Here is a 22,858-nt window from a genome sequence, read left to right on the forward strand (position 1 = left end):
CTACCTGGTGACGAGGTTGCGCAGCGCCGCGATGGCCGCCCGGTCGCTGACCTCGGCGTAGATCTTCTTGTCGGCGCCGACCATGACGACGTACGGGCACTTCTGGTCGTCGCCGGGCATCGTCTTCTCCAGCAGCTTGCGGCCTGTCGCTGCCTCGTACACGCGCAGACGCCAGCTCGTCCGCATCAGCGTCAGGGTCTGCGGTTTCGGGTCGTCGAACTTGCAGGTGCGGATCGTGGAGCCGGCGCTGACCCGATCGAGGCAGGCGACCATCTGCACCGAGCGGGGGTCCTCCGACGCCCACGTCTGTTCGACCTTCTTGGACAGACCCAGGTCGTAGTAGTAGCCGTCGTCCTTGTAGCGCAGCCCAGGGGTGTCCGACAGGAGCAGGACGACCGGGTGTGGCGCCTTGCCGGCCCGTTTGGGCAGCTCAGGGTAGTAGATGTCCTCGTCGCACACCCGGTTCAGGTCCTCGATCTTCTCCGCCGGGTACGCGCTGGCCTGCGGGCCCTGCACGACTGGTTCCTCGGTCGGGGCGGCGCTGGCGGTCGGGGCGGCGCTGGCGGTCGGGCCACCGCCGCCGCCGCTGCGGGGTCGCACCGGCGCGGTGGTCTCCGGACCGGACGCGGTGGTGTCGTCGCCGCGCAGCAGGAAGATGCCGCCGACCAGACCGAGGCATGCCACGAGCAGGAGGACCACTGCGCCTCCGACCACGGCGGCGACGATGGTCGTCTGGTTCGAGCCGGTGGGCGACGGCGGGGCGGCCCAGCCGGGGGTCGCGGGGGCCACGGCGGCCTCGGTCGGCGCGGCCTCGGCGGCCGTCGGAGTCTCCGCGGCGGGCGACGGGTCCGGTGTCGGAGTCGGATCCGCGGCCGGGGTGGGGTCCGGCGACGGACTTTCGGCAGGTTCGGCACCCGTCATGGCGACGTCCTTTGTTGATCAAGGGGAGCCGTGACTGTATCAAGGCCGCGTACGGAACGTGACCCCGTTTCGATAGGCCCCCTGCCCGCGCCGACAGCGTGGACGCGATGATGGGCGCGTGCAGGACACCGTCGCCGTCGCGCTGATCACCGCACTGTCCACATTGGCCGCCGCCGCCCTCACCGGGCTGATCGGCGCGTTCAGCACCCGCCGGCAACTGGCCCACCAGCTCGCCGTTGCCCGGCTGGAAAGCGCCGAGGCGCGGGCGGCGCGTCGGGACGAGCTGCGCCGCGACGCGTACGTCGGGTTCCTGAGCGCCTGTGACCGGGCGTACCGGCAGTTGGACCGGCGATGGCTACAGGCCGGCGCGGACGAGCCGGGATCCGGCTACGACGAGGTGTACTCGGCGACGCGCGGCGTGGACGAGGCGTACAACCTGGTGTTGCTGGAGGGGCCGGCGGACGTCGCGGCGGCGGCCCGGTCGGTGCTGGCCAGCATCACGACCGAGTACGCCGACCAGCGCCGGTTCGGGGACGAGCGGGACGGCTCCGCGACGCCGCTGCGCGACAGGCACCGGGACCTGTGGCTCGCCGCGATCGAGCAACGGACCACTCGCCGGATCTCGTTCGTCGACGCCGTCCGGCCGGTGCTGGGCCGCGACGGGTGACCCCGCCGAGCGGTCGGTTCGCGCCGTGATCCGCTCGGCCTATGCTCGAGGATCAGCGCAGGTGGGGAGGATGATCGTGGACCTGTCCGGTATCGAGGCCGTCCTGTTCGACATGGATGGCACCCTCGTCGACTCCGACGCCGCAGTCGAGCGGGCCTGGGAGCGGTGGGCAGTCGAGTACGGCACCGACCCGAGGGCCGCGCTGGCCATCGCGCACGGCAGTCCCGCCGACCGGACCGTCCGCCGCCTGCTGCCCGGGCTCGACGACGCGGCGGTCGCCGCCGCGTCGGCACGCCAGCTCGCGTTGCAGTACGACGACCTGTCCGACGTGACGGCCACCCCCGGCGCCCACGAGCTGCTGCTGACGCTGGCCCGGCTGGGGATGCCCTGGGCGGTGGTGACGAGCGCCGACGCCCGGCTGGCCAGGGTCCGTCTCGGTGCCGCGGGCATCGAGCCCGCGGTGCTGGTCACTGTCGAGGACGTCAGCGTCGGCAAGCCGGCGCCGGAGGGGTACCTGCGGGCCGCCGCGCTGCTCGACGTGTCGCCGGCGCGTTGCCTGGTCGTCGAGGACGCCGAGGTGGGGCTGGAGGCCGGCCGGGCCGCCGGCGCGATGACGGCCGCGCTGAAAGGGCTCGACGGCGACGTACGCCTGGACGACCTGGGGCAGTTGGCGTACCAGCTGGAGTCGGCGCCGGCCGCGCCCTGAGCCCGCGCGGTAGGCCCCGGCCCGACCGGCCGGCCGGCCGGCGTGACGGTGCGGGACGGCGACTGGAAAGGTTGATCGGGTGACGCTGACGTTGACGCCCATGACCGAGCAGGACCTCGCCCGGTTGCGCGGGCCGCTGGAGCAGGCGTACGCCGAGGACCTGGCGACGCACCGGGGGTTCACCCCGCAGGCCGCCCTGGAGCACTCCGTACGCCAGCTGAGAGAGCTGCTGCCCGCGGGCGCGGCCACCGAGGGGACCCTGCTGCGGGTGGCCCGGGTCGGCGACACCGAGGTCGGCTGGATCTGGGTGACCCTGCCCGGGGCAGCCGGCGCGACCGACACCCGCCGGGCCTGGATCCACAACATCGAGGTGGATCCGGCGCACCAGGGACGCGGCCACGCACGCCGGATGATCCAGCTCATGGAGGACGAACTGGCCCGACTCGGCGTTACCGAGCTGGGGCTGAACGTCTTCGGGACGAACACCGTGGCGATCGGGCTGTACCGCAGCCTGGGCTTCGAGGTCACCGCCCAGCAGATGGCCAAGCGGATCGACCCGGCGGGCTGAGCCCGTCGGTCTCCCCGGAAGGACTGTTCACCTGCCCAGCGGGAAACCCGCGCGGACCGCACCTGGGGAGGAGCGACGGATGACGCATGGCGCCGGACTGACCATCGGTGTGCTCGGCTCGTACGGAGGCCGGAATCTCGGCGACGAGGCGATCCTCACCGGTCTGCTGACCGATCTGCGGATGCAGGAGCCGAATGCCCGGATCATCGTCTTCTCCCGTAACCCGGAGCACACCCGGGCCGCCCACCCGGACGTCGAGGCGGTGCCGTGGGAGGGCGTCAGCCGTACCGACTCCGCACTGGTGCTGGCCCAGCTCGACCTGCTCATCCTGGGCGGCGGCGGGATCCTGTACGACCGGGAGGCCCGCCGCTACCTGCGGGTCGTCCGGGTCGCCCAGGAACGTGGCCTGCCCCTGATCACGTACGCGGTGGGGGTCGGGCCGCTGAGCGACACCGTGGACACCGGCATGGTCCGGGAGACACTCGCCAGCGCCACCCAGGTGACCGTCCGTGACCAGGAGTCCCGGATGGTGCTGGAGGAGGCCGGACTGCTCAACCCGATCACGGTCACCGCCGACCCGGCCTTCCTCCTCCAGCCGGCCGACTTCCCGGCCCACCTGCTGAGCGAGGAGGGTGTGCCGGCCGGCAAGCGGCTGGTCGGCATCAGCGTGCGGGAGCCGGGACGGGCGGCCGAGCGCCTCGACGTGGACGGCTACCACCGGCTGCTGGCCCAGATCGGTGACTTCCTCGTGCACCGGATCGACGCGTACGTGTTGTTCGTGCCCATGGAACGCGACGACATCAGGCACTCCCACGGGGTGCTGTCGCACATGGTCGCCGCCGAACGGGGGCGGATCCTGCACGGCACGTACTCGCCGCAGCAGGTGCTCGGGTTGATGCGCCACTTCGACCTGGCCGTCGGCATGCGCCTGCACTTCCTGATCTTCGCGGCGATGGTGGGCACACCGTTCCTGCCGCTGCCGTACGCGGGCAAGGTCTTCGACCTGGCCCAGCGTCTCGGCGTGCCGGCCCTGCGCGGCGTGGAACGGGAGGTCGAGGGGCCGCTGCTGGCCGAGGTCGACAGGCTGTGGGACGAGCGGGAGCAGCGCGCCGATGCCACCGCCCGGCGGGTCGCGGAGGTCTGCGAGCAGGCCCGCGGCACCTCGGACGTCACCCGTGGCGTGCTGGACAGCCTGCGCAGTCAGACCCTGACCCGGGTCTGATCCGGCCGGTCACATGGCCGGGCCGGTCCACCTGTAGCGCCAATCGCGGGACTCCTCCCGCGCGTTCTCCAGCTCGTAGATCTCGGCGTGGGCCAGGCCACCGGACCCGATGTGGTGGTGGGTCAGCGGCGGGCGGCCATTGGTGTCCAACTCGACGGTGACGGTCTGCCCGTCCGCCGTTCCGCCGACGAGCAGGATCTGCACGGATGAAGCCATGCGCCCATCCTGCCTGTCGTGCGGCCCGCCCGCAGCGGATAGCGGGGCAGCGCGGGCGCGCGGAGCGGCCTAGGGTCGGTGGATGGAGCAGACGATCGATCCGACGCTCGGCCCGGTGCTGGCCCGCACCGGCGACGAACGTGCCGTGCTCGACTCCTTCCTCGACTTCCACCGTGGCGTGGTGCTGCGCAAGGTGCGCGGTCTCTCCGACGCCGACGCCCGCCGCCGGCTGGTGCCCTCGGCGACCACGCTCGCCGGTCTGGTCAAGCACCTGACCATGGTCGAGCGGAACTGGTTCCCCACCCTGCTGGCCCCCGAGGCCGGCGACGTCTACCTGACCGCGACCGAGGACGAGGTGGCGCACTTCACGATCGGCGAAGAGGACACCGTCGCCGCGCTCGTCGAGGCGTACGAGCGGGCCTGCGACAGGTCCCGGGAGGTCGTCGCGCGCTTCGACCTGGACCACGTGGTGCCGCACCCGCAGCTCGGCGAGGTGTCGGTGCGCTGGATCCTGGTGCACATGATCGAGGAGACGGCCCGGCACGCCGGCCACGCCGACATCCTGCGCGAGCTGACCGACGGGTCGACGGGCGCGCTCTGAGTCGGGCCGGCGGTCAACCGGTGGGCAGCAGGCCCGCCGGGTACTCCATCCCGTCGTGGGTGCAGGCTGCGGCGGCCACCCGCGCCGCGTAGCGGGCCGCCTCGGCCAGCGGCCGGTCCCGCAGCCGGCCGGCGACCAGCCCGGCCACGAACGCGTCGCCGGCCCCGTTGCTGTCCACCACCGGTCCCGGCGGCGCGGCCGGCGGCACCGGCACCGACGAGCCGTCGCCCGGGTACAGGTCGGCGCTGTCCGCGCCCCGGGTCACCACCACCGTCCGGGGCGCCAACGTCCCGGCGACAGCCGGGGCCCGCCCGTCCAGCCGTACCCCGCTCACCAGGATCAGGTCGGCGACCTCGGCGAACGGCAGGTGGTAGGGGTTCTCGCCGTCCCAGTCGTGCAGGTCGGTGGTGAGCGTCACGCCCGCCGGCAGCGCGGCCCGCACGGCGGGCAGCAGCGGCACCACCCAGTCCATTATCGAAACGTGGACGTGCTGGGCGTCGCGGACCAGATCGCCCACCTGCGCGGCGGAGAAAGGCGGATCACCCCGCCACGGGCGCGGGTCGTACAGCGAGGTGCGCCGCCCACCCGGGTCCACCAGGTTCACCGACCGGCGGGTGCCGCCCGGGTTCTCGGCCAGCAACGCCGGCACCCCGGCCCGGGTCAGCGCCGCCCGGACCACGTCACCCGCCGGGTCCGTGCCGAGGGTGTCGACAACAAGCACCCGCAGGCCGAGCGCCCGGGCGGCCAGCGCCACCCCGGCGCCGGTGTTGCCGATCCGCAGCTCGATCGGCTCGACGGTGTGCGAATCGGCGGCCGGCAGCGGCAGCGCGGGCACCCGTACCCGCACATCCACACCGAGCCCGCCGATGACCAGCAGATCGACCATGGCATCGACGCTAGCCTCCCGCGCGGTGTCGCGCGGGCCGGTGGGTGCCGGCGCCGGGTCACCGGGGCCGCCTATCCTGGGCGTGGGCGGCGACGAGGGGGAGTACGTGCTGGTCATCCACGGGCTGTGGTTGCCCAGCGACGGTTCGACAGGCGGTCTCGCGCTCTGGGGCGAGGACAGCGCCGCGCCGCCCCCTGCGGCCCGCTCCGGCCGGCCGCCCCGGGAACGCCCGCACCCCTTCGCCGCCGGGCACACCGACCTGGCCGCCGCCCTCGCCGAGGCCGCCGCGCCGGCAGGCCCGGACACCGCGCTCGTCACCCTGCCCACCCGGGCGGGCGTGCCGACCGACTCACCCGACCTGATCCGGACCGCCGTCGCACCCCCGGCCCGCGGCCGGCTCGCCCTGGCCGCGTGGCGGGTCCCCGTCCTGGTGTACGCCCCGGACGACGCGCTGCCGCTGTTACGCGCCCTGGATGAGCTTCCCGTGGTGTGCGGGGCCACCCTGCGCCACCTCGCCGAGCTTGCCGACTTCGCCGCCGACCTGGTGACCCGTGGTCGGGTCCTGCCGGGAGTCGGCACGCCGGCCGCCCCCGATACCGCGCCGCCGCCGGTCGGGGAGGCCGGCCAGGTCACCGCGTGTGCGGTGTGGCGCCCGCTGCTGACCGGCACGGACGCCTCGTGGGCGCGGTCACTGGCGCTCGCCCTGCCGCCGGCGGCCCGAGCGGCCACCGGACCCGACGACACCGAGCCGACCGCCGGGGCGCTCGTCGCGGACGCCCTCGACGCGTTCACCGACGCCGCCGCGCGGGCCGCCCTCGCGACCACCACCCTGGCGCGGGGGCTGCGCCCGGGTGGCCCGGCGCCGGCCTGGCTGGCCGCGCTCGCCGGCCCGCACCGCGACTTCACGGTCGAGCCGACGGCGCTGGACACGCTGCGTGCCGAGCTGGACGCCTGGCAGCGCGACGCCGCGGGCGGCCCGGTGCGGGCGAGCTTCCGGCTGGTCGAGCCGGCGCCCGAGGAGGTCACCGAGCCGATCCTGGCCACCCGACCGGCCGGCGACTCGCCGCCGCCTGTGGACTCCGCCGCCGGCGGGCGGTGGCGGCTGGAGTTCGGGCTGCAGCCGGCCGACGAACCGGGCCTGCACGTCGACGCCGGGCAGGTCTGGCGGGCGCCGCAGACCCTCGGCACCCTGGCCGGCCGCACGAACAGCCCGCAGGAGACGCTGCTCGCCGAGCTGGGCCGGGCCAGCCGGCTCTGGCCCGACCTGGACTCCGCGCTGCGGACCGCCGCCCCCGAGGCGATGGAGCTGGACGTCGACGGCGCGCACCGCTTCCTCAGCGAGGGCGCCCCGGTGCTGCACGCCGCCGGTTTCGGGGTGCTCCTGCCCTCCTGGTGGCAGCGCCGGTCGGCGCGGCTCGGCGCCCGGCTGCGCGCCCGCAGCCGTACCGCGCCCGGCACGGTGGCCAGTGTCGACGCCGGTGTCGGCCTGGACGCCCTCGTCGACTACCGCTGGGAGGTGGCGCTCGGGGACCAGCCGTTGACCGCCGACGAGCTGGCGGCGCTTGCCGAGATGAAGACCCCGCTGGTGCGGTTGCGCGGCCGGTGGGTCGAACTGGACCCGGGTCGCCTCGCGGCGGGCCTGCGTCTGCTCCGCTCGGCGGGCGAGCTGACAGTCGCCGACTTGCTCCGCCTCGGGCTGACCGACGGCGAGGACAGCGGGGCGTTGCCGGTGCTGGAGGTGACCGCCGACGGTGCGCTCGGCGACCTGCTCGCCGGTGCGGTCGAGCGTCGGCTCACCCCGCTGGACCCGCCGCCGGGCTTCGTGGGCACGTTGCGGCCGTACCAGCGGCGCGGGCTGGCCTGGCTGGCCTTCCTGCGCTCGCTCGGGCTGGGCGGTGTCCTCGCCGACGACATGGGACTGGGCAAGACAGTCCAACTGCTGGCGCTGCTCGCCGGTGACCCGCCGGACGCCGGGCCGACGCTGCTTGTCTGTCCGATGTCGCTCGTCGGCAACTGGCAGCGCGAGGCGGCACGGTTCACGCCGACGCTGCGTGTGCACGTACACCATGGGGCGGAGCGGGCGCGGGGGGCGGAGTTCACCGCGGCCGCGCACGGCGCGGACCTGGTCCTCACCACCTACTCGGTGGCCGCCCGCGACGCCGTCGACCTGGCCGGCATCGACTGGCACCGGGTGGTGGTGGACGAGGCGCAGGCCATCAAGAACGCCTCCACCCGGCAGGCCGAGGCGGTCCGTGCGCTGCCCGCGCGGCAGCGGGTGGCGGTGACAGGTACGCCTGTGGAGAACCGGCTCGCCGACCTCTGGTCGATCATGCAGTTCGCCAACCCGGGCCTGCTCGGGCCGGCCGCGACGTTCCGCAAACGGTTCGCCGAGCCGATCGAGCGCAACGGTGACGCCGAGGCCGCCGAGCGGCTGCGCCGGATCACCGGCCCGTTCGTGCTGCGCCGGCTCAAGACCGACTCGTCGATCATCTCCGACCTGCCGGAGAAGCTGGAGATGGAGGTGCTCTGCAACCTCACCGCCGAGCAGGCCGCCCTGTACCGGGTGGTGGTCGACGACATGCTCAACCGGATCGAGACCAGCGACGGCATCGAACGACGTGGGCTGGTGCTGGCCACCATGACCCGGCTCAAGCAGGTCTGCAACCACCCGGCCCAACTGCTGCGCGACGGCTCGGCGCTGGAGGGCCGCTCCGGCAAGCTGGCCCGGCTCACCGAGATCCTGGAGGAGGTCCTCGCGGCGGGGGAGCGGGCGCTGCTGTTCACCCAGTACGCCGAGTTCGGCGCGATGCTGCGCGGTCACCTGTCGGCGCGGTTCGGCCGGGAGGTGCTGTTCCTGCACGGCGGGCTCGGCAAGGCCGAACGGGACGCCCTCGTGCAGCGCTTCCAGTCGGCGGACGGTCCGCCGTTGTTCGTCCTGTCGCTCAAGGCCGGCGGCACCGGGCTCACCCTGACCGCCGCCAACCACGTGGTGCACGTGGACCGGTGGTGGAATCCGGCGGTGGAGGACCAGGCCACCGACCGGGCGTTCCGGATCGGGCAGCGTCGGCGGGTGCAGGTCCGCAAGTTCGTCTGCGCCGGCACGGTGGAGGAGAAGGTGGCCGCGCTGATCGCCGACAAGCGCAGTCTCGCCGAACGGGTGGTCGGCACGGGCGAGCAGTGGATCACCGAGCTGTCCACCGGGCAGCTGCGGGAGCTGTTCGCCCTGGAGGCCGGCGCGGTGGTCGAGTGATGAGCACGGACCGGTTCGCCGACTACGGCCGTCCCCGCCGGGTGGACGGAGGGCTGCGGGCGCGCAGCGCCCGGGGCGCCATCGGCAGGTCCTGGTGGTCGCGGCGCTTCCTGGAGGTGCTGGAGTCGTTCGCGCTCGGCACCCGGCTGACCCGGGGCCGGTCGTACGCGCGGGCCGGTCAGGTGCTGCGCCTCGACGTCGCGCCGGGGCGGGTCAGCGCCGAGGTGCAGGGCTCCCGGCCGCAGCCGTACCAGGTGTCGATCGCGCTGACGCCGTTCCCGGCCGCGCTCTGGTCCCGGATCGAGACGGAGCTGGCCGGGCAGGCGTTCTTCAGCGCGCGGCTGCTCGCCGGGGACCTCCCCGACGAGCTGGAGGAGCTGTTCGTCGCCGCCGGGGCGCCGCTCTTCCCGACCGGCGTGGACGAGCTGACCCAGCGGTGCAACTGCCCCGACTTCGCGGTGCCGTGCAAGCACCTCGCGGCCACGTTCTATCTCCTGGCCGAGGCGTTCGACGCGGACCCGTTCGAGCTGCTGCACTGGCGCGGCCGGTCCCGGGCGGACCTGCTCGACCAGCTGCGCGCCCGTCGCGCCGAGGCCACCGGCACACCGCCACCGCCCGAACCGGACGGTCCGTCCACGCAGGACGACCTGGCGTCCGCTGTGGACGTACCGGCGTCGCCGGCCGGCGCGGCCCGTGCGCTCGCCGGCCTGTCCGCGACCCCGGTGGCCGAGGCGCCGGACCGGTTCTGGTCGCCGCCCGTGCCGCTGCCCGACCGGCCGCCCCGACTGGCGACCGGCCCCGATCTGCTGCTGCGTCAGCTCGGCCCACCGGCGCCGAGCATCGGCGGGCCGGGACTGCTCGAACGGCTGCGCCGCGCCTACCGGGCGTTCGGCCCGGCCGACAGGTGAGCCGTCACGTCCACCGGCGACGGAACCGCCACATGATCGCGGCGTTCGCCACCAGCACCACCGCGCAGATCGCCCCGGCGAGCCGGCCGGCGAACACGGTCATCGCCGGCAGCGACGCCCACAGCACGATCGTCAACAACATCAGGTAACGGCCCCTCCGGGCCCGGACCCGGTGGTCCAGCCGGGCGAAGAATGCCGGGTCGCTCTCCCGGAGCTGACGGGTGATCTGGTCGAACCTGCGCTGATCCTCTTTGCTGAGCATGGCGCTGCCTTCCCCTCACGCGTTCAGCGGTTCGGCGGCATACCCGTTGCGGCGGCGGCTCACGCTCACCCTCTGCTGCTACTTTTGCCTCGCACGAAGGCGTCTCACGTCTGGCTTATCCGAACCTTAAGTTTGCCTGTGGTGGTGAACGGCGCGGAAAGTGCCGGGTACGCCCCCACGGTCCGATCCGTGCCCGGCTGCCGCGCGTACGCCCTGCTGAGAAGGTGCGCGGTCCACCCCGGCCGGCCGTGCGCGGCGACCACGGTGGTGAGGGCTGTCTTAAGTGCCCCCACGAGGGCGTTCGGGCTGCCTTGAAGGCACCTGGGGCCTTGGTTACCTTGCCGTAGCAACCCCCTCAGGCAACAGTCGCCGCACCTGCCGCACCTGTCCGGTCGCAGCTTTCCGGCGCTCATCAGAAATCGGGATTGGTACATGGCCGACCAGAATGTGCCACCACGTCGACCGCGGGACGACCGCGGTTGGGACGGACGCCAGCACCACACCGCGGACGGGTACGCCGAGCACACCTCGTCCGCGCCGTACGGGTACGACTCGCCCCACCCCCACCAGGGCGGATACCCGGCGCAGGGTGACCCGCGCGAGCAGTACGCCGACGGTTACGCGCAGCCCGCTCCCGCCCCGCGTGGGCCGCAGTGGGTCGGCCCGGAGGGCCTCGGCCGCCCGGCCCCCGCCCGTACCGTGGGCGCCGGACTGCCCACCCTGGACGATGACGACGAGCCGGGTCGCAAGGTCGGCCGGCGCAAGGCCATGGTCGCGCTCGGCGGTACCGCCGCCGTCGTGGCCGGTGGCGCGGCGCTCGCCATGACCCCGCAGATCCGCAGCCTCTTCGGCGACGACGCGGCCGGCGACGCGACCGGCAGTACGGTCACCGACGGCACCGCGGCGCGGCCCAGCGGCCAGCAGCCCAGCACGGTGCGCACCTACACCGAGCAGAACGAGAGCTACATGGGCTCGCGCGCCGGTGAGGCGCTGAAGAAGAACGCGCCCACCGGTGGCCGGGCCTTCTCCGGCCCCGCCGCCGCGGCGGCGGAGACCAAGGTGACGGTCAAGACGGTGCTGGCGAAGGACCCGATCCTGCACCTGGCACGGCGGGCCACCTTCGGCGCCACGCCCGCCGTGGTCTCCGACATCAAGAAGCTCGGCATCGACGGTTGGATCCGCTCCCAGATGGAGCCGGACAAGCTCGAGCCGAGCAAGGCCGAGCTGAAGCTCGCCGAGCTGCCCACCCAGAAGCTCGACGTGCAGCAGTTGCGCACCCAGCGGGACCAGCTCAACGACCAGGGCGCCCAGCCGGAGCGGGAGATGGTCGACGCGACCATCGCCCGGCAGATCTGGTCCAAGCGCCAGCTGTTCGAGGTGATGGTCGACTTCTGGAACGACTTCCTGCACGTCGCCGCCGACTTCGACGGCGGTGAGGTGTACCGGAACTCCTTCGACAAGGACGTGGTGCGCAAGCACGCCCTGGGCAGCTACCCGGAGATGCTCGTCGCCGCGAACAGGCACCCGGCGCTGCTGATCTACCTGAACCAGAAGGACTCCCGCAAGGACGCCATCAACGAGAACCTCGCCCGGGAGAACCTGGAGCTGTACTCGGTGGGCGTCGACGGCGGCTACAAGGAGCCGGACGTCCGGCAGGCCGCCATGCTCCAGACCGGCCGTGGCGTCCAGGACGGCAAGTACGTCTTCCGGCCCGAGCAGCACTACGTCGGCAAGGTGAAGATCCTCGGCTTCACCCACGCCAACAACTCGTCGGACCCGAAGAAGGCCGAAGCGGCCATCGACGCGTACATCACCTACATCGCGCTGCACCCGTCGACCGCGAAGTACGTGGCGCAGAGCCTGGCCACCCGGTTCGTCTCGGACACCCCGCCGAAGTCCCTTGTGGACCGGCTCGCCAAGACGTACACCACCAACAACGGCATGATCAAGCCGGTGCTGATGACGCTGTTCAGCTCCTCGGAGTTCTGGGCGGCCGTGGGTCAGAAGGTGCGCCGGCCGATGGAGTACCTGGTCGCCACGTACCGCACCCTGGGCGTGTCGCCGGAGGCGTCGCCGAAGCACAACAACGGCGACAACAAGCGCACCCCGTTCGCCAGGGGCCTGCGGCAGATCCACGACAAGATGCGCGAGCTGGGCCACTACCCGATGGGCCAGCCCACCCCGGACGGCTACCCGGACGTCTACGTCGCGTGGACGTCGGCCGGCACCATGCTCAACGGCTGGAACGAGGCAGGTGAGCTGCTCGCCGGCTACCGCACCGTGTTCACGTACACAGCGCCGGAGAAGCTGATCGCCAAGCCGCCGGCGACGGCCGGTGCGTACGTGGACGCGCTGTCCCTGCGCCTGGTGGGCCAGAAGCTGAGCACCAGGGAGAAGAACCTGATCCTCGGCGTGGCCGGTGTGGCGGCGACCGCCAAGGTCGACGCCACGTTCAACGGGGCCATCACCGCCGTCGCGCGGGCGATCCTCGCTTCCCCCCAGCACCACCTCCGGTGAGGCACCCGATGGAGAAGACTGTGTACAACTCTTTCCCCCTGCACCCCGAATGCCCGGACCTGCGCCGGTTGGCCGACAACCCGACCGAGGCGCTGCTGCGTGCCGAGGCGGACATCGTCGCCGCCGAGAACGCCGCCGAGGCCGACAGGTACCGCACCCTGGAGGACCTGGAGGAGGCCCAGCAGGACGGTCGCGGCGTGACCCGGCGGACCTTCGTCGCCGGTGCCGCCGCCACCGCCACCGCCCTGGCCACCGCCCAGTTCGTCACCACCTCGGCGTCGTTCGCGGCGACCAAGACCGGCACCCTGATCCACGTCTTCCTCTACGGCGGGCTGGACGGGCTGAGCCTGGTGGCTCCGGACAACGACCCGGTGCTCGCCAAGGCCCGCCCCGACCTGCTGCTCGGCAGTGACTCGCTCGCCCTGAGCCGGGGCTTCAAGCTGACCAGTGCCTTCAAGCCGCTGGAGCAGTGGCTCAAGGCCGGCCAGTTGGGCTTCATCCCGGCCGTCTCCGACGAGCGGTTGTCGCGCAGCCACTTCCAGGCCGCGGACGCCTGCAACCTGGGTGGGCTGCCCAACGAGACAGGCGGCCGGGGTTGGCTCGACGGCCTGGTCGACAACCTCGGCAAGGGCACCGCGTTCCGCAGCGTCGGCATCGGCAGCACGCTGCCGCGCTCGCTCGTCGGCAACAACGGCGCGATCTCGCTGAACAACGTCGGCTCGTTGCGGCTCAACGGTGACGACCGGTTCCGGGCCGCCACCGAGAAGGCCATCAAGGGGCTCTTCACCGGGATCAACCACCCCGTCGAGGAGGCAGTGCAGGAGGGCATGGGCGCCCTGGCCACCGCGCAGAAGCTCGCCGCCAAGCCGTACCAGCCCGCCGAGGGCGTCACGTACGAGGGCGTCGGCCGTGCCTTCCAGCAGCTTGCCCAGCTCATCAAGGGCGGCGCCAACGTCCGGGTCGCGACCGTCGGCATGGGCGGCTACGACACCCACGAGAACCAGGGCACCCAGAACGGTGGCCAGCTGCACCGCCGGCTGAACGAGTTGGCCAGCGCGATGGCGGCGTTCTTCACCGACCTCGGCCCGCAGGCCGCCGACGTGACGGTCATGGTGTCCAGCGAGTTCGGCCGGCGGGTCGGCTCCAACGGCGGCGGCACCGACCACGGCCACGGCGGCGTGATCACCGTCCTGTCCGGCAAGAAGCTCGCCGGTTCGTTGCTGGGCACCTGGAACGGCCTGAGCAAGCTCGACTCCGGCGACGTGCCGGAATACAACAACATGTTCAACGTGTACGGCTCCCTGGCACAGGGCCGGTTCGGGCTCACCAACGCGGAGGTGCAGAAGGTGTTCCCCCGCATGAAGTACGCCCCGATGAAGCTGTACGCGTGACGTACCCGCACACCCACGCCGCCGGCCGCCGCACCGGGACCTCGTCCCGGCACGGCGGCCGGTCGGCTGCGCCACTACCCCCGCAGGTCCCGGACCGACGTGGACCCGGCGGCCGGCGGCTGCTGGCCGCTCTGCTCCTGGTCGGCCTGCTCGCCAGCGTGCTGCCGTGGTGGCTGGGCACGCCCGCCGGGTCGCTGCGCAGCAGCGCGGCGACCCTCACCGCGGCGGGCCGGATCACCGGCCTGGTCGCCGGCTACCTGCTGCTCGTGCAGGTGCTCATGATGAGCCGGTTGCCGGTGCTGGAGCGGTGGATCGGCGGCGAGCAGATGGCCCGCTGGCACCGCGACATCGGCGCCACCCTGCTGGTCGCGATGCTGGCGCACATGTCGCTGATCCTCGTCGGCTACGCCGACCTGCGGAACCAGTCGATCCTCGCCGAGGTGGGCCTGCTGCTCGGCGAGTACGAGGACATGCTGTCCGCGTTCGTCGCCGCCGCCATCATGCTGGCTGTCGGGTTCAGCAGCATCCGGGCCATCCGGCGGGCACTGCCCTACGAGGCGTGGCACCTGCTGCACCGCTCCAGCTACCTGATCCTGCTGCTCGGGTACGGGCACCAGTTCACCCACGGCGCGCAGCTCTACCGGCCCGGCCCGGTACGCACCGGCTGGATCGCCCTCTACCTGCTCGTGGTCGCCGCCCTGCTTTGGGGTCGGGTGATCGCGCCGCTGGCGTTCAACATGCGCTACAAGCTGCGGGTCGCCGACGTGGTCGCGGAGAGCCCCGACACCATCTCCATCTACCTGACCGGCGAGCGACTGGGCCGGCTGGCGATGCTCGGCGGCCAGTACTTCCGCTGGCGGTTCCTCACCCGGGGCTGCTGGTGGCAGTCGCACCCGTTCTCCGTCTCGGCCGCCGCGAACGGGCGCTGGCTGCGGCTCACCGTCAAGGTGGTCGGTACGCACACCGCGGACCTGCGTGACCTGGAACCGGGCACCCGGGTCTGGGCGTCCGGTCCGTCCGGCACGTTCACGGCCGCGCACCGGACCAGGGAACGGGCGCTGCTGATCGCCGGCGGTAGCGGCATCACACCGATCCGGGCCATGCTGGAGGAACTGCCGCCGGGCGCCGCCCTCATCTACCGGGCCCGCACCCCTGCCGACGTGCTGCTCAGCCGCGAGCTGGACTGGCTGGCCCAGGAGCGCGACACGTCCCTCTGGTACGTCATCGGCTCCCGCGACGACCCCGGCCCCCGCCAACTGATGAGCCCGGACGGGCTGCGCCAACTGGTGCCCGACGTGGCCCGGCGGGACGTCTACCTGTGCGGGCCGCCCGGGCTGGTGGAGCAGTCGGTGCGCGCCCTGCGCCGCGCCGGCGTGCCCCGCCGGCAGATCCACCTGGCCACCTTCGAGCTGTAGGGAAGGCATCGCATGCGTCGCGCGTTCCTCGCGATCACCGGTCTCGCCGCCAGCACCACCGCGCTTGTGGTGCTCAAGGGCTCACCGGACGCCACCCAGGTCGCCCAGAACCTGCCGACCGCCCAACCGGTCAACCCCTCCGGGGCGGGCACCGACCCGAGCCTCGTCCCGGACGCCCCGGGAGTCGACCCGGCGGCCGCGGCACCGAAGCTGTCGGGAAGCGCCGACCCTTCCACGTCGCCCAAGCCGGGCAAGACCACCGCCCGGCCCTCGGGCACCAGAACCACCGCGAAGGCCCCCTCCGCGCCGAAGACCACCACCAAGGCGCCGCAGCCGACCACCCGCCGGGTCACCGGGCCGCCTGTCGACACCTCCGGACGGTACGGGGCCGTCCAGGTCCAGATCGTCATCTCCGGCACCCGCATCGTGGATGCCGTCGCGCTCTCCCTGCCCAGCGGGGACGAGTCGGACATCCACAGCGCCGACGTCCGGAGCAGCTACGACGGCAGCGGTGGCGAGGTCGTCAAGAAGCAGAGCGCCAACCTCAACACCGTCTCCGGTGCCACCTCGACCAGCAACGCCTACAAGCAGTCCCTGCGGGCCGCTATCGAGCAGGCGTTCTGACATGCCGACCGCGCTGACCCGACCGGGCCTGTGCCGGGTCGAGCAGATCATGGGTACGGCGATCACCCTCGACCTCGCCGACAACCTGCCGCCCGGGCGCCTGCACGAGCTGGCCGACGAGGTCTTCGCCTGGATGCGCGAGGTGGACGCCCGGTTCAGCACGTACCGGGCGGACAGCGAGGTGAGCCGCTTCGACAGGGGTGAGGTGCTGCTCTCCGAGGCGTCGGCGGACCTGCGGTTCGTGCTGGAGGCGTGCGCCGACCTGTGGGGCGACACCGACGGGTTCTTCGACGCGTACGCCACCGGCCGGCTCGACCCGTCCGGCTTCGTGAAGGGCTGGGCGGCGCAGGTCGCCTCCGACCGGCTGCTCGCCGCCGGGGCGGGCAACCACTGCGTGAACGCCGGCGGTGACGTGCGGGTGCGGGGTCTGTCCCCGGCCGGGGAGCCGTGGCGGATCGGCATCCGGCACCCGTGGGACGCGATGGCGGCCTGCCTGGTGCTCACCGGGACCGACCTGGCCGTGGCCACCTCCGGCGTCTACGAGCGGGGACGGCACGTGCTGGATCCGCGCCGGGGCACACCGGCCGGCGGGCTGCGGTCGGTGACAGTGGTCGGCACCGATCTGGGGCTCGCCGACGCGTACGCCACCGCCGCCCTGGCCATGGGGGTCACCGGCATCGGTTGGCTGGACCGCCTCGACGACCACACCCATGCCGTCATCACCGACGACGCCCGGCAGTACCACTCCGCCGGCCTGCCCGTGACCGACTAGCGCAGCGGGCGGTGGGTGCCAGCGGGTCGGGAGCCGGTGGGGCGCGGACGGCCCGGCCGCGAGCCGGACGGACGGGTGCCGGCCCAGCGGTGTCGCGGGTTGCCGCGCCGGGGCGGTTCCGTCCCGCCGGGATGCGACGCTCTGTCGTTGGTGGACATCGTTCCCCCGTTCGTGGCGCTCGTTCGCGCCGTCCCCCTGTCAACGAGGACCGGCGCCCCGGCGACGCTGTCGGCCACCGGATGGATCGGTGGCTCGGCCGGTGTCACATGCCGCGCCGGGGCAGCGGCAGGTGACCGGGGAACAGGTCGGGTGCGAGCGTCACGCCGCTGGCCCGCAACGCCTCGATGAGTGTGTTCTGCACGAGGTACGAGTCGGGGAGCTGCCAGCGGGCCTGCTCCGGGGCGACCGCCCAGCGGACCGTCCCCTCCGGCAGCCGGGTGGGTGGGGCGGGAATCCACGAGCCAGGCCCGTGCCGGACCACGTGGAAGCAGTGCTCCAGCTCCGGGCGCAGCGGGTCGCCGGGGCGGACCAGGAACATCCACCGCCCGGTGGGGGTGACAAGCACCGGACCGCGGACGCCGGTGCCGGCCGGATGGATCTGCACCGCGTCGAGCACGTGCCGGCCGAGGTTGGCGGGCACCTCCAGCACGTCGAAGGCGCGACCGGTGGGCAGCAGTACGCCGTGCGGGCGGTTACGCCACCAGGTCGCCACCCGGGCCGGGTCGGCGCTGGCGGCCAGCTCCCAGTTCTCCAGGGCGGGATGGCAACCCACCGTGGGACAGCCGGCCCGGCCGCAGACGAAGCGGCTGCGGGCCAGACAGGCGCCGGGCGTGACCTCCCACCCGTGTACGGCGTACCGGATGGCGACCCGGCGCAGCCGTACGCGTTCCAACGGCGACAGTTCGGCGACGCGCGGTCCGACGTTCCCCCACATGTGTGCCATCTCCCCTCGTCGGGCCCGGCGAACGCCAGGTCGCAGTTCGAGCACCGTCACTGCCGTAACCCACGATCGTTGAGGTTGACGAACGGCTCATGCAACTTGCACGAAAAGTACGAGGACTGGCTGTACGGCTGACGCACACTCTGTGCGACCAGCGAAAACCTGAAGACGCACGACGGATCGCCGCACCCGCGGACATCGTCCCGGCCCCCTGGGTCGGTGGCGGCAGGGGAGGGATGGGGAGATGGACGAGCTACCCATAGGGCGACGAGTGGCCTACTGGCGGGGTCGGCGCAAGATGTCGCAGCAGGTCTTCGCCGATCGGCTGGGCAAGTCGAAGAGCTGGGTGGACAAGGTCGAGCGGGGCGTCCGCCGGCTGGACAAGTTCTCCGTCCTCTACGAGATCGCCGACATCCTCCAGATGGACGTCCAACTGCTCCTGGGTAAGGATCCGGAGCGCCGGGCCGACGCGCTGAACTGCATCGACCAGGTCGAGGTGCAGGAGATCCGGGCGGCGTTGGAACGGTACGACTCGATGAGTGCGTACTTCGACGCGGCGCCGTACCCGCCGCCGCTCGACGACATGCGCAAGGCCGTCAACCACGCCTGGCTCACCTACCAGTACGGCCGCTACGGGATGCTCACCCGGGCGCTGCCGAAGCTGCTGCGCGACGCCCAGGCGGCCGATGCCGCGTACGGCGGCGAACACGCGGCGGAGGCGGCCCACCTGCTCGGGCAGGTCTACCAGATCGCGTCGTCGGTGCTGCGCAAGCTCGGCGAGTGCGAGCTGGCCTGGCTGGCCGCCGACAGGTCGATGGCCGTTGCCCAGCGGGCCGACGACCCGCTGCTGGCCGGCATCGCCACCACCCGGGTCTGCAACGCGCTCGTCGCGATGGGTCGGGCCCGGCCGGCGCTGGAGCTGAACGTCCAGATCGCCAACCGGCTGGCGCCCACCGGCAGCGCCATGGTGTCCCCGGCCCAGCTCTCCGTCTACGGGATGCTGCTTCTCCAGGGCGCGATGGCGGCCTCGCGCATCGGTGACTCGGCGAGCGTCGACGACCTGATCAACGGTGCCGCGGAGGCTGCCGCCCGGCTCGGCGGCGACCACAACCACTACTGGACCTCGTTCGGTCCGACGAACGTGGAACTGCATCGGGCTGCCGCCGCCGTGGAGCTGGGCGACGGGGGTCGGGCGGTGGAGGTGCACCAGCTGCGCATCCCGGAGCCCGCCTTCAACGCGTTGCTCCCCGAACGCCGCGCGCACCACCTGCTCGACATCGCCCGCGGGTACGCCCAGATCGGCGACGTGGCGAACGCGGGCGAGGCGCTGCTGCGCGGTGACCGGCTCGCCGCGTCGGAGATCCGCTGCCGGCCCATCGCGCACGAGGTGATGTCGGACATCCTTCGTCGCACACGTGGTGCGCCGCCTTCTCCGATTGCGGAGTTGGCTGAGCACATGGGAGTAGGGGTATGAGCGCGGAGCCGGTCTGATGGCCGGTTCACCGCACACCAGCGGGCACCGCGAGGTGCTCTACGTCATCGCCTGCGGTTCACCGCTGGCCAGCAAGGTGGGGCACCTGGTCGACCTGGCCCAGCAGGACGGCTGGGACGTCTGTGTGGTCGTCACACCGGACGGGGCCAAGTTCGTCGACCAGGCCGCCCTGGTCCGGCAGACCGGCCACCCGGTGCGGACGCACTACAAGAATCCCGGAGACCCGGACGTCCTGCCGCCCGCCGACGCCATGATCGTCTGCCCGGCCACGGTCAACACCGTCAACAAGTGGGTGGCCGGGATCGCCGACACACTCGCCCTCGGGTTGCTTGTCGAGGCGCAGGGCAAGGGCATCCCCATCATCGCGGTGCCGTACACCAACGCCGCGATGGCCGCCCATCCGGCGTTCCGGGCCGGCGTGGCCCGGCTGGCCGACTGGGGTGTCACGGTGCTCTTCGGTGACCACGTCGTCGCCCTGCACCCGCCGGGGACGGGCGAGCAGCACCTGCACGCGTTCCCGTGGCAGTTGCCGTTGACCGCGCTGCGCAGCGTCTCCTGCCGCGTCGCCTGACCACCCGACGGCGTGCCCCGCGCGTCGCCCACCCGGCGCGGCCGGGCCGGGCGTCGCCGCCCGGTGGCCCGTACGCCGGTAAGCTGGCCCGCCGTGAGCACAATCGGAACCACCCCCACGGTGGCCGACGTGGTGGCCGAGCTGGAACGGCGCTACCCGCCGGCCTGGGCGGAGGACTGGGACCGCGTGGGCCTGGTGCTCGGCGAGCCGGCCGCCCCGGTGCGCCGGGTGCTCTGCGTGGTCGACGTGGTGCCCGAGACGGTAGCCGAGGCCCTGGCCGCCGGCGCCGACCTGATCGTCGCGCACCACCCGCTGCTGCTGCGCGGGGTCTCCTCGGTGGCGCCGACGACGTTCAAGGGGCGCATCGTCCACCAGTTGATCCGCGCCGGGGTGGCGCTGCACGTGGCGCACACCAACGCCGACGTGGCCTGCCCGGGTGTCTCCGACGCCCTCGCCGCCCGGTTCGGCCTGACCGGGCTCCGCCCGCTGCAACGGCCGGCGCCCGGCTCGCCCGCGGCCGGCGACGACCGGGGCTTCGGCCGGATCGGTGAGCTGCCCCGCCCGATGACCCTCGCCGAGCTGACCCGGCACGCCGCAGCCGTGCTCCCCGTCACGTCCTGGGGAGTTCGCGCCGCGGGGGATCCCGGGCGTATGGTTCGTACCCTCGCCGTCAGCGGCGGGTCGGGGGACAGCTTCCTCGGCGCCGCGACCGCCGCCGGGGTGGACGCGTTCCTCACCGCCGACCTGCGGCACCATCCGGCCGGCGAGCACCTCGCCGCCGATGGTCCCGCCCTGATCGACGCCGCCCACTGGGCGACCGAACGACCGTGGCTGGACGACCTGGCCGCTCTCCTGCGGGAAGCGCTGGACGTCGAGACGCTGGTGTCCGACCTGGACACCGACCCGTGGACCGTGCACGCCGCCGCACCCGTTGTGGACGACAAGGAGCCCGACCGTGAAGGCTGACCCCCAGGTGCAGCGCCGCCTGCTCGACCTCCAGGCGATCGACACCAATCTCGCCCAGCTCGCCCACCGCCGGCGTTCGCTGCCGGAGCGGGCCGAGCTGGAGGCGCTGGCCCGGGAGTTGTCGTCGCTGGAGGACGACCGGGTCCGCGCCCAGGTGGCGGTCGACGACCTGGACCGGGACATCGCCCGGTTGGAGAAGGACGTCGAGCAGGTACGTGCCCGCAAGGAGAAGGACCAGAACCGGCTGGCCGCCGGCACCGGGCCGGCCCGGGAGCTGGAGGCGCTCCAGCACGAGCTGGTCTCGCTGAACCGGCGCCAGGGCGACCTGGAGGACGCCGAGCTGGAGCTGATGGAGCAGCGGGAAACCGCCCAGGGCGTACTGGACGGCGTGGAGCAGCGACTGGCCGACACCCGGGACAAGCGAGCCGCCACCGAGCAGCGCCGCGACGACGCGCTGGCCGAGATCGCCAAGGAGGAGGAGTTCAAGCGGGGCGCCCGTCAGCCGCTCGCCGCCGACCTCCCGGCCGACCTGGTCGCCCTCTACGACAAGATCCGCGAGGACACCGGGCTGGGTGCCGCGCTGCTCACCGCGGGCCGCTGCGGCGGCTGCCGGTTGGAGCTGTCCGGCGCCGACCTGGCCCGGATCCGCAAGGCCGCCCCCGACGACGTGGTCCGCTGCGAGGACTGCCGACGGATCATGGTCCGCACCAACGAGTCGGGTCTGTAGGTCGTGGCGCCGCGCGTGGTCGTGGTGGAGGCCGACGGCGGGTCCCGGGGCAATCCGGGGCCGGCCGGCTACGGCGCGGTGGTGCGCGACCCGGAGACCGGCGAGGTGCTCGCCGAGCGCTCCGAGTCGCTCGGCACCGCGACGAACAACGTGGCCGAGTACCAGGGCCTGATCGCCGGCTTGAGCGCCGCAGCCGAGCTGGGTGCCGCCGAGGTGGACGTCCGGATGGACTCCAAGCTGGTGGTCGAGCAGATGTGCGGCAGGTGGCAGATCAAGCACCCAGGTCTGCGTCCGCTCGCCGCCCAGGCGGCCGGGCTGGTGGGTCGGTTCACGGCGGTGCGGTTCGCGTGGATTCCCCGCGAGCAGAACCGGCACGCCGACGCGCTCGCGAACGCCGCGATGGACGCCGCCGCCGGCCGGCCCACGCGTACCCCGACGACTGGCCAACCTCCGGCGACGCCGGCCACCGGCAGCGACCCGGCGACCGCGCCGGCGTCGTGGGAGCCGCGACCGAGCTTCACGGCAACCCGCCTGATCCTGGTCCGGCACGGCGAGACCGAGTACACCGAGCAGCGGCGGTACTCCGGCCGCGGCGACGTGCCGCTCTCCGAGCGCGGCCGGGCCCAGGTCGCGGCCACCGCCACCCGGGTGGCCGCGCTGGCCCCGTCCGTCGCGGCGGTGCTCAGCTCGCCGCTGTCCCGGTGTACGGCCACCGCCGCGGCGATCGCCGAAGCGCTCGGCGACGTGCCGGTGCGGACGGAGGACGACCTGATCGAGTGCGACTTCGGTGAGTGGGAGGGGCGCACCTTCGCCGAGGTACGCGAACGGTGGGCGGGGGAGATGGACGCCTGGCTCGCCTCTCCCCGGGTCGCCCCGCCTGGGGGTGAGTCGTTCACCCAGGTCGCCGAACGCGCGCACCGCGTGATCGCCGGGCTCGTCACGTCGTACCCCGGGGAGACCGTGGTGGTCGTCTCGCACGTGTCGCCGATCAAGCTGGTGCTGCGCGACGCCCTCGCGGCCGGCGACGGCTTCCTGCACCGGCTCTTCCTGGACGCGGCAGGCATCTCACTTGTCGACATGTGGCCCGACGGTGGCGTCGCGGTGCGCACGGTCAACGACACCGCCCACCTCCCGGCCGGCTGAGCCCGCCCACCTCCCCTCCACCCGGCCGGTCGGTCGCGCCGTTCGGCGCAGCCGGCCGGCCGCTCGGCGCAGCACCCTCCGAGCGGGAGCAGT

General features: G+C 73.2%; 22 protein-coding genes. 17 read left to right on the forward strand and 5 right to left on the reverse strand.

Annotated features, from left to right (window positions below; all coding sequences use genetic code 11):
* Window positions 1-921, reverse strand: coding sequence for a hypothetical protein (locus AB0N27_RS01365; protein WP_364362442.1), 921 nt, complete (start codon window positions 919-921; stop codon window positions 1-3).
* A 118-nt stretch (window positions 922-1,039) separates the two neighbouring features.
* On the opposite strand from AB0N27_RS01365, the gene AB0N27_RS01370 reads away from it, so the two are divergent.
* The 4 genes from AB0N27_RS01370 to AB0N27_RS01385 all read left to right on the forward strand — a co-directional run bounded on the left by AB0N27_RS01370 (window position 1,040) and on the right by AB0N27_RS01385 (window position 4,084).
* Window positions 1,040-1,588: a hypothetical protein gene (locus AB0N27_RS01370; protein WP_364362443.1), complete on the forward strand. Its 549-nt coding sequence runs from the start codon at window positions 1,040-1,042 to the stop codon at window positions 1,586-1,588.
* Window positions 1,589-1,658: 70 nt separating this feature from the next.
* On the forward strand, window positions 1,659-2,294 hold the full coding sequence (locus AB0N27_RS01375) for an HAD-IA family hydrolase (protein ID WP_364362444.1): 636 nt from the start codon (window positions 1,659-1,661) through the stop codon (window positions 2,292-2,294).
* Between the two features lie 79 nt (window positions 2,295-2,373).
* Window positions 2,374-2,862, forward strand: coding sequence for a GNAT family N-acetyltransferase (locus AB0N27_RS01380; RefSeq protein ID WP_364362445.1), 489 nt, complete (start codon window positions 2,374-2,376; stop codon window positions 2,860-2,862).
* 79 nt (window positions 2,863-2,941) lie between these two features.
* Window positions 2,942-4,084 carry a polysaccharide pyruvyl transferase family protein gene (locus tag AB0N27_RS01385; RefSeq protein WP_364362446.1) on the forward strand — a complete coding sequence of 381 codons (1,143 nt, stop codon included), beginning with the start codon at window positions 2,942-2,944 and terminating at the stop codon, window positions 4,082-4,084.
* A 9-nt stretch (window positions 4,085-4,093) separates the two neighbouring features.
* Here AB0N27_RS01385 and AB0N27_RS01390 read toward each other — a convergent pair whose 3' ends face one another.
* Window positions 4,094-4,300, reverse strand: a complete 207-nt coding sequence (locus AB0N27_RS01390; protein ID WP_364362447.1) for a hypothetical protein — start codon at window positions 4,298-4,300, stop codon at window positions 4,094-4,096.
* Window positions 4,301-4,382: 82 nt separating this feature from the next.
* On the opposite strand from AB0N27_RS01390, the gene AB0N27_RS01395 reads away from it, so the two are divergent.
* Window positions 4,383-4,901 carry a DinB family protein gene (locus tag AB0N27_RS01395; RefSeq protein WP_364362448.1) on the forward strand — a complete coding sequence of 173 codons (519 nt, stop codon included), beginning with the start codon at window positions 4,383-4,385 and terminating at the stop codon, window positions 4,899-4,901.
* Between the two features lie 13 nt (window positions 4,902-4,914).
* On the opposite strand, the gene AB0N27_RS01400 is transcribed toward AB0N27_RS01395, so the two are convergent.
* Window positions 4,915-5,787 (reverse strand): carbohydrate kinase family protein, encoded by an 873-nt coding sequence (locus AB0N27_RS01400; RefSeq protein ID WP_364362449.1) that lies wholly within the window; start codon window positions 5,785-5,787, stop codon window positions 4,915-4,917.
* Between the two features lie 106 nt (window positions 5,788-5,893).
* Between AB0N27_RS01400 and AB0N27_RS01405 the strand changes: the two genes are divergently transcribed.
* Window positions 5,894-9,037 carry a DEAD/DEAH box helicase gene (locus tag AB0N27_RS01405; RefSeq protein ID WP_364365933.1) on the forward strand — a complete coding sequence of 1,048 codons (3,144 nt, stop codon included), beginning with the start codon at window positions 5,894-5,896 and terminating at the stop codon, window positions 9,035-9,037.
* Window positions 9,037-9,945 (forward strand): SWIM zinc finger family protein, encoded by a 909-nt coding sequence (locus tag AB0N27_RS01410; RefSeq protein WP_364362450.1) that lies wholly within the window; start codon window positions 9,037-9,039, stop codon window positions 9,943-9,945. Before AB0N27_RS01405 ends, AB0N27_RS01410 begins: the two co-directional genes overlap by 1 nt.
* Window positions 9,946-9,949: 4 nt before the next feature.
* On the opposite strand, the gene AB0N27_RS01415 is transcribed toward AB0N27_RS01410, so the two are convergent.
* A complete protein-coding gene (locus AB0N27_RS01415; RefSeq protein ID WP_139586530.1) occupies window positions 9,950-10,207 on the reverse strand; it encodes a DUF3040 domain-containing protein in 258 nt (85 codons plus the stop codon).
* Window positions 10,208-10,639: 432 nt separating this feature from the next.
* Between AB0N27_RS01415 and AB0N27_RS01420 the strand changes: the two genes are divergently transcribed.
* From AB0N27_RS01420 to AB0N27_RS01440, 5 genes are read left to right on the forward strand one after another with little or no spacing between them, the layout of a single operon-like run.
* Window positions 10,640-12,724 carry a DUF1800 domain-containing protein gene (locus AB0N27_RS01420; protein WP_364362451.1) on the forward strand — a complete coding sequence of 695 codons (2,085 nt, stop codon included), beginning with the start codon at window positions 10,640-10,642 and terminating at the stop codon, window positions 12,722-12,724.
* Window positions 12,725-12,732: 8 nt separating this feature from the next.
* Window positions 12,733-14,115 carry a DUF1501 domain-containing protein gene (locus AB0N27_RS01425; RefSeq protein ID WP_364362452.1) on the forward strand — a complete coding sequence of 461 codons (1,383 nt, stop codon included), beginning with the start codon at window positions 12,733-12,735 and terminating at the stop codon, window positions 14,113-14,115.
* Window positions 14,112-15,530: a ferredoxin reductase family protein gene (locus tag AB0N27_RS01430; protein WP_364362453.1), complete on the forward strand. Its 1,419-nt coding sequence runs from the start codon at window positions 14,112-14,114 to the stop codon at window positions 15,528-15,530. Before AB0N27_RS01425 ends, AB0N27_RS01430 begins: the two co-directional genes overlap by 4 nt.
* Before the next feature lie 12 nt (window positions 15,531-15,542).
* Window positions 15,543-16,154 carry an FMN-binding protein gene (locus AB0N27_RS01435; RefSeq protein ID WP_364362454.1) on the forward strand — a complete coding sequence of 204 codons (612 nt, stop codon included), beginning with the start codon at window positions 15,543-15,545 and terminating at the stop codon, window positions 16,152-16,154.
* A 49-nt stretch (window positions 16,155-16,203) separates the two neighbouring features.
* The gene (locus tag AB0N27_RS01440; protein ID WP_364365936.1) at window positions 16,204-16,926 is read left to right on the forward strand and encodes an FAD:protein FMN transferase; all 723 of its coding nucleotides are present in this window, start codon (window positions 16,204-16,206) and stop codon (window positions 16,924-16,926) included.
* Window positions 16,927-17,188: 262 nt separating this feature from the next.
* On the opposite strand, the gene AB0N27_RS01445 is transcribed toward AB0N27_RS01440, so the two are convergent.
* Window positions 17,189-17,860, reverse strand: a complete 672-nt coding sequence (locus AB0N27_RS01445; RefSeq protein WP_357991213.1) for a bifunctional DNA primase/polymerase — start codon at window positions 17,858-17,860, stop codon at window positions 17,189-17,191.
* Window positions 17,861-18,110: 250 nt separating this feature from the next.
* Between AB0N27_RS01445 and AB0N27_RS01450 the strand changes: the two genes are divergently transcribed.
* From AB0N27_RS01450 to AB0N27_RS01470, 5 genes are all read left to right on the forward strand, one after another.
* On the forward strand, window positions 18,111-19,340 hold the full coding sequence (locus tag AB0N27_RS01450) for a helix-turn-helix domain-containing protein (RefSeq protein WP_364362455.1): 1,230 nt from the start codon (window positions 18,111-18,113) through the stop codon (window positions 19,338-19,340).
* A gap of 16 nt (window positions 19,341-19,356) precedes the next feature.
* Window positions 19,357-19,929, forward strand: coding sequence for a flavoprotein (locus AB0N27_RS01455; protein ID WP_364362456.1), 573 nt, complete (start codon window positions 19,357-19,359; stop codon window positions 19,927-19,929).
* 93 nt (window positions 19,930-20,022) lie between these two features.
* On the forward strand, window positions 20,023-20,895 hold the full coding sequence (locus AB0N27_RS01460) for a Nif3-like dinuclear metal center hexameric protein (protein ID WP_364362457.1): 873 nt from the start codon (window positions 20,023-20,025) through the stop codon (window positions 20,893-20,895).
* Window positions 20,885-21,622 (forward strand): C4-type zinc ribbon domain-containing protein, encoded by a 738-nt coding sequence (locus AB0N27_RS01465; protein WP_139587745.1) that lies wholly within the window; start codon window positions 20,885-20,887, stop codon window positions 21,620-21,622. The genes AB0N27_RS01460 and AB0N27_RS01465 overlap by 11 nt, the downstream gene beginning before the upstream one ends.
* 3 nt (window positions 21,623-21,625) lie before the next feature.
* Complete coding sequence (locus AB0N27_RS01470) at window positions 21,626-22,765, forward strand: bifunctional RNase H/acid phosphatase (protein WP_364362458.1); 1,140 nt, start codon at window positions 21,626-21,628, stop codon at window positions 22,763-22,765.
* Window positions 22,766-22,858 lie beyond the last annotated feature (93 nt).

The sequence above is a fragment of the Micromonospora sp. NPDC093244 genome, assembly GCF_040683695.1.
In the GTDB taxonomy this organism is placed as follows: domain Bacteria; phylum Actinomycetota; class Actinomycetes; order Mycobacteriales; family Micromonosporaceae; genus Micromonospora.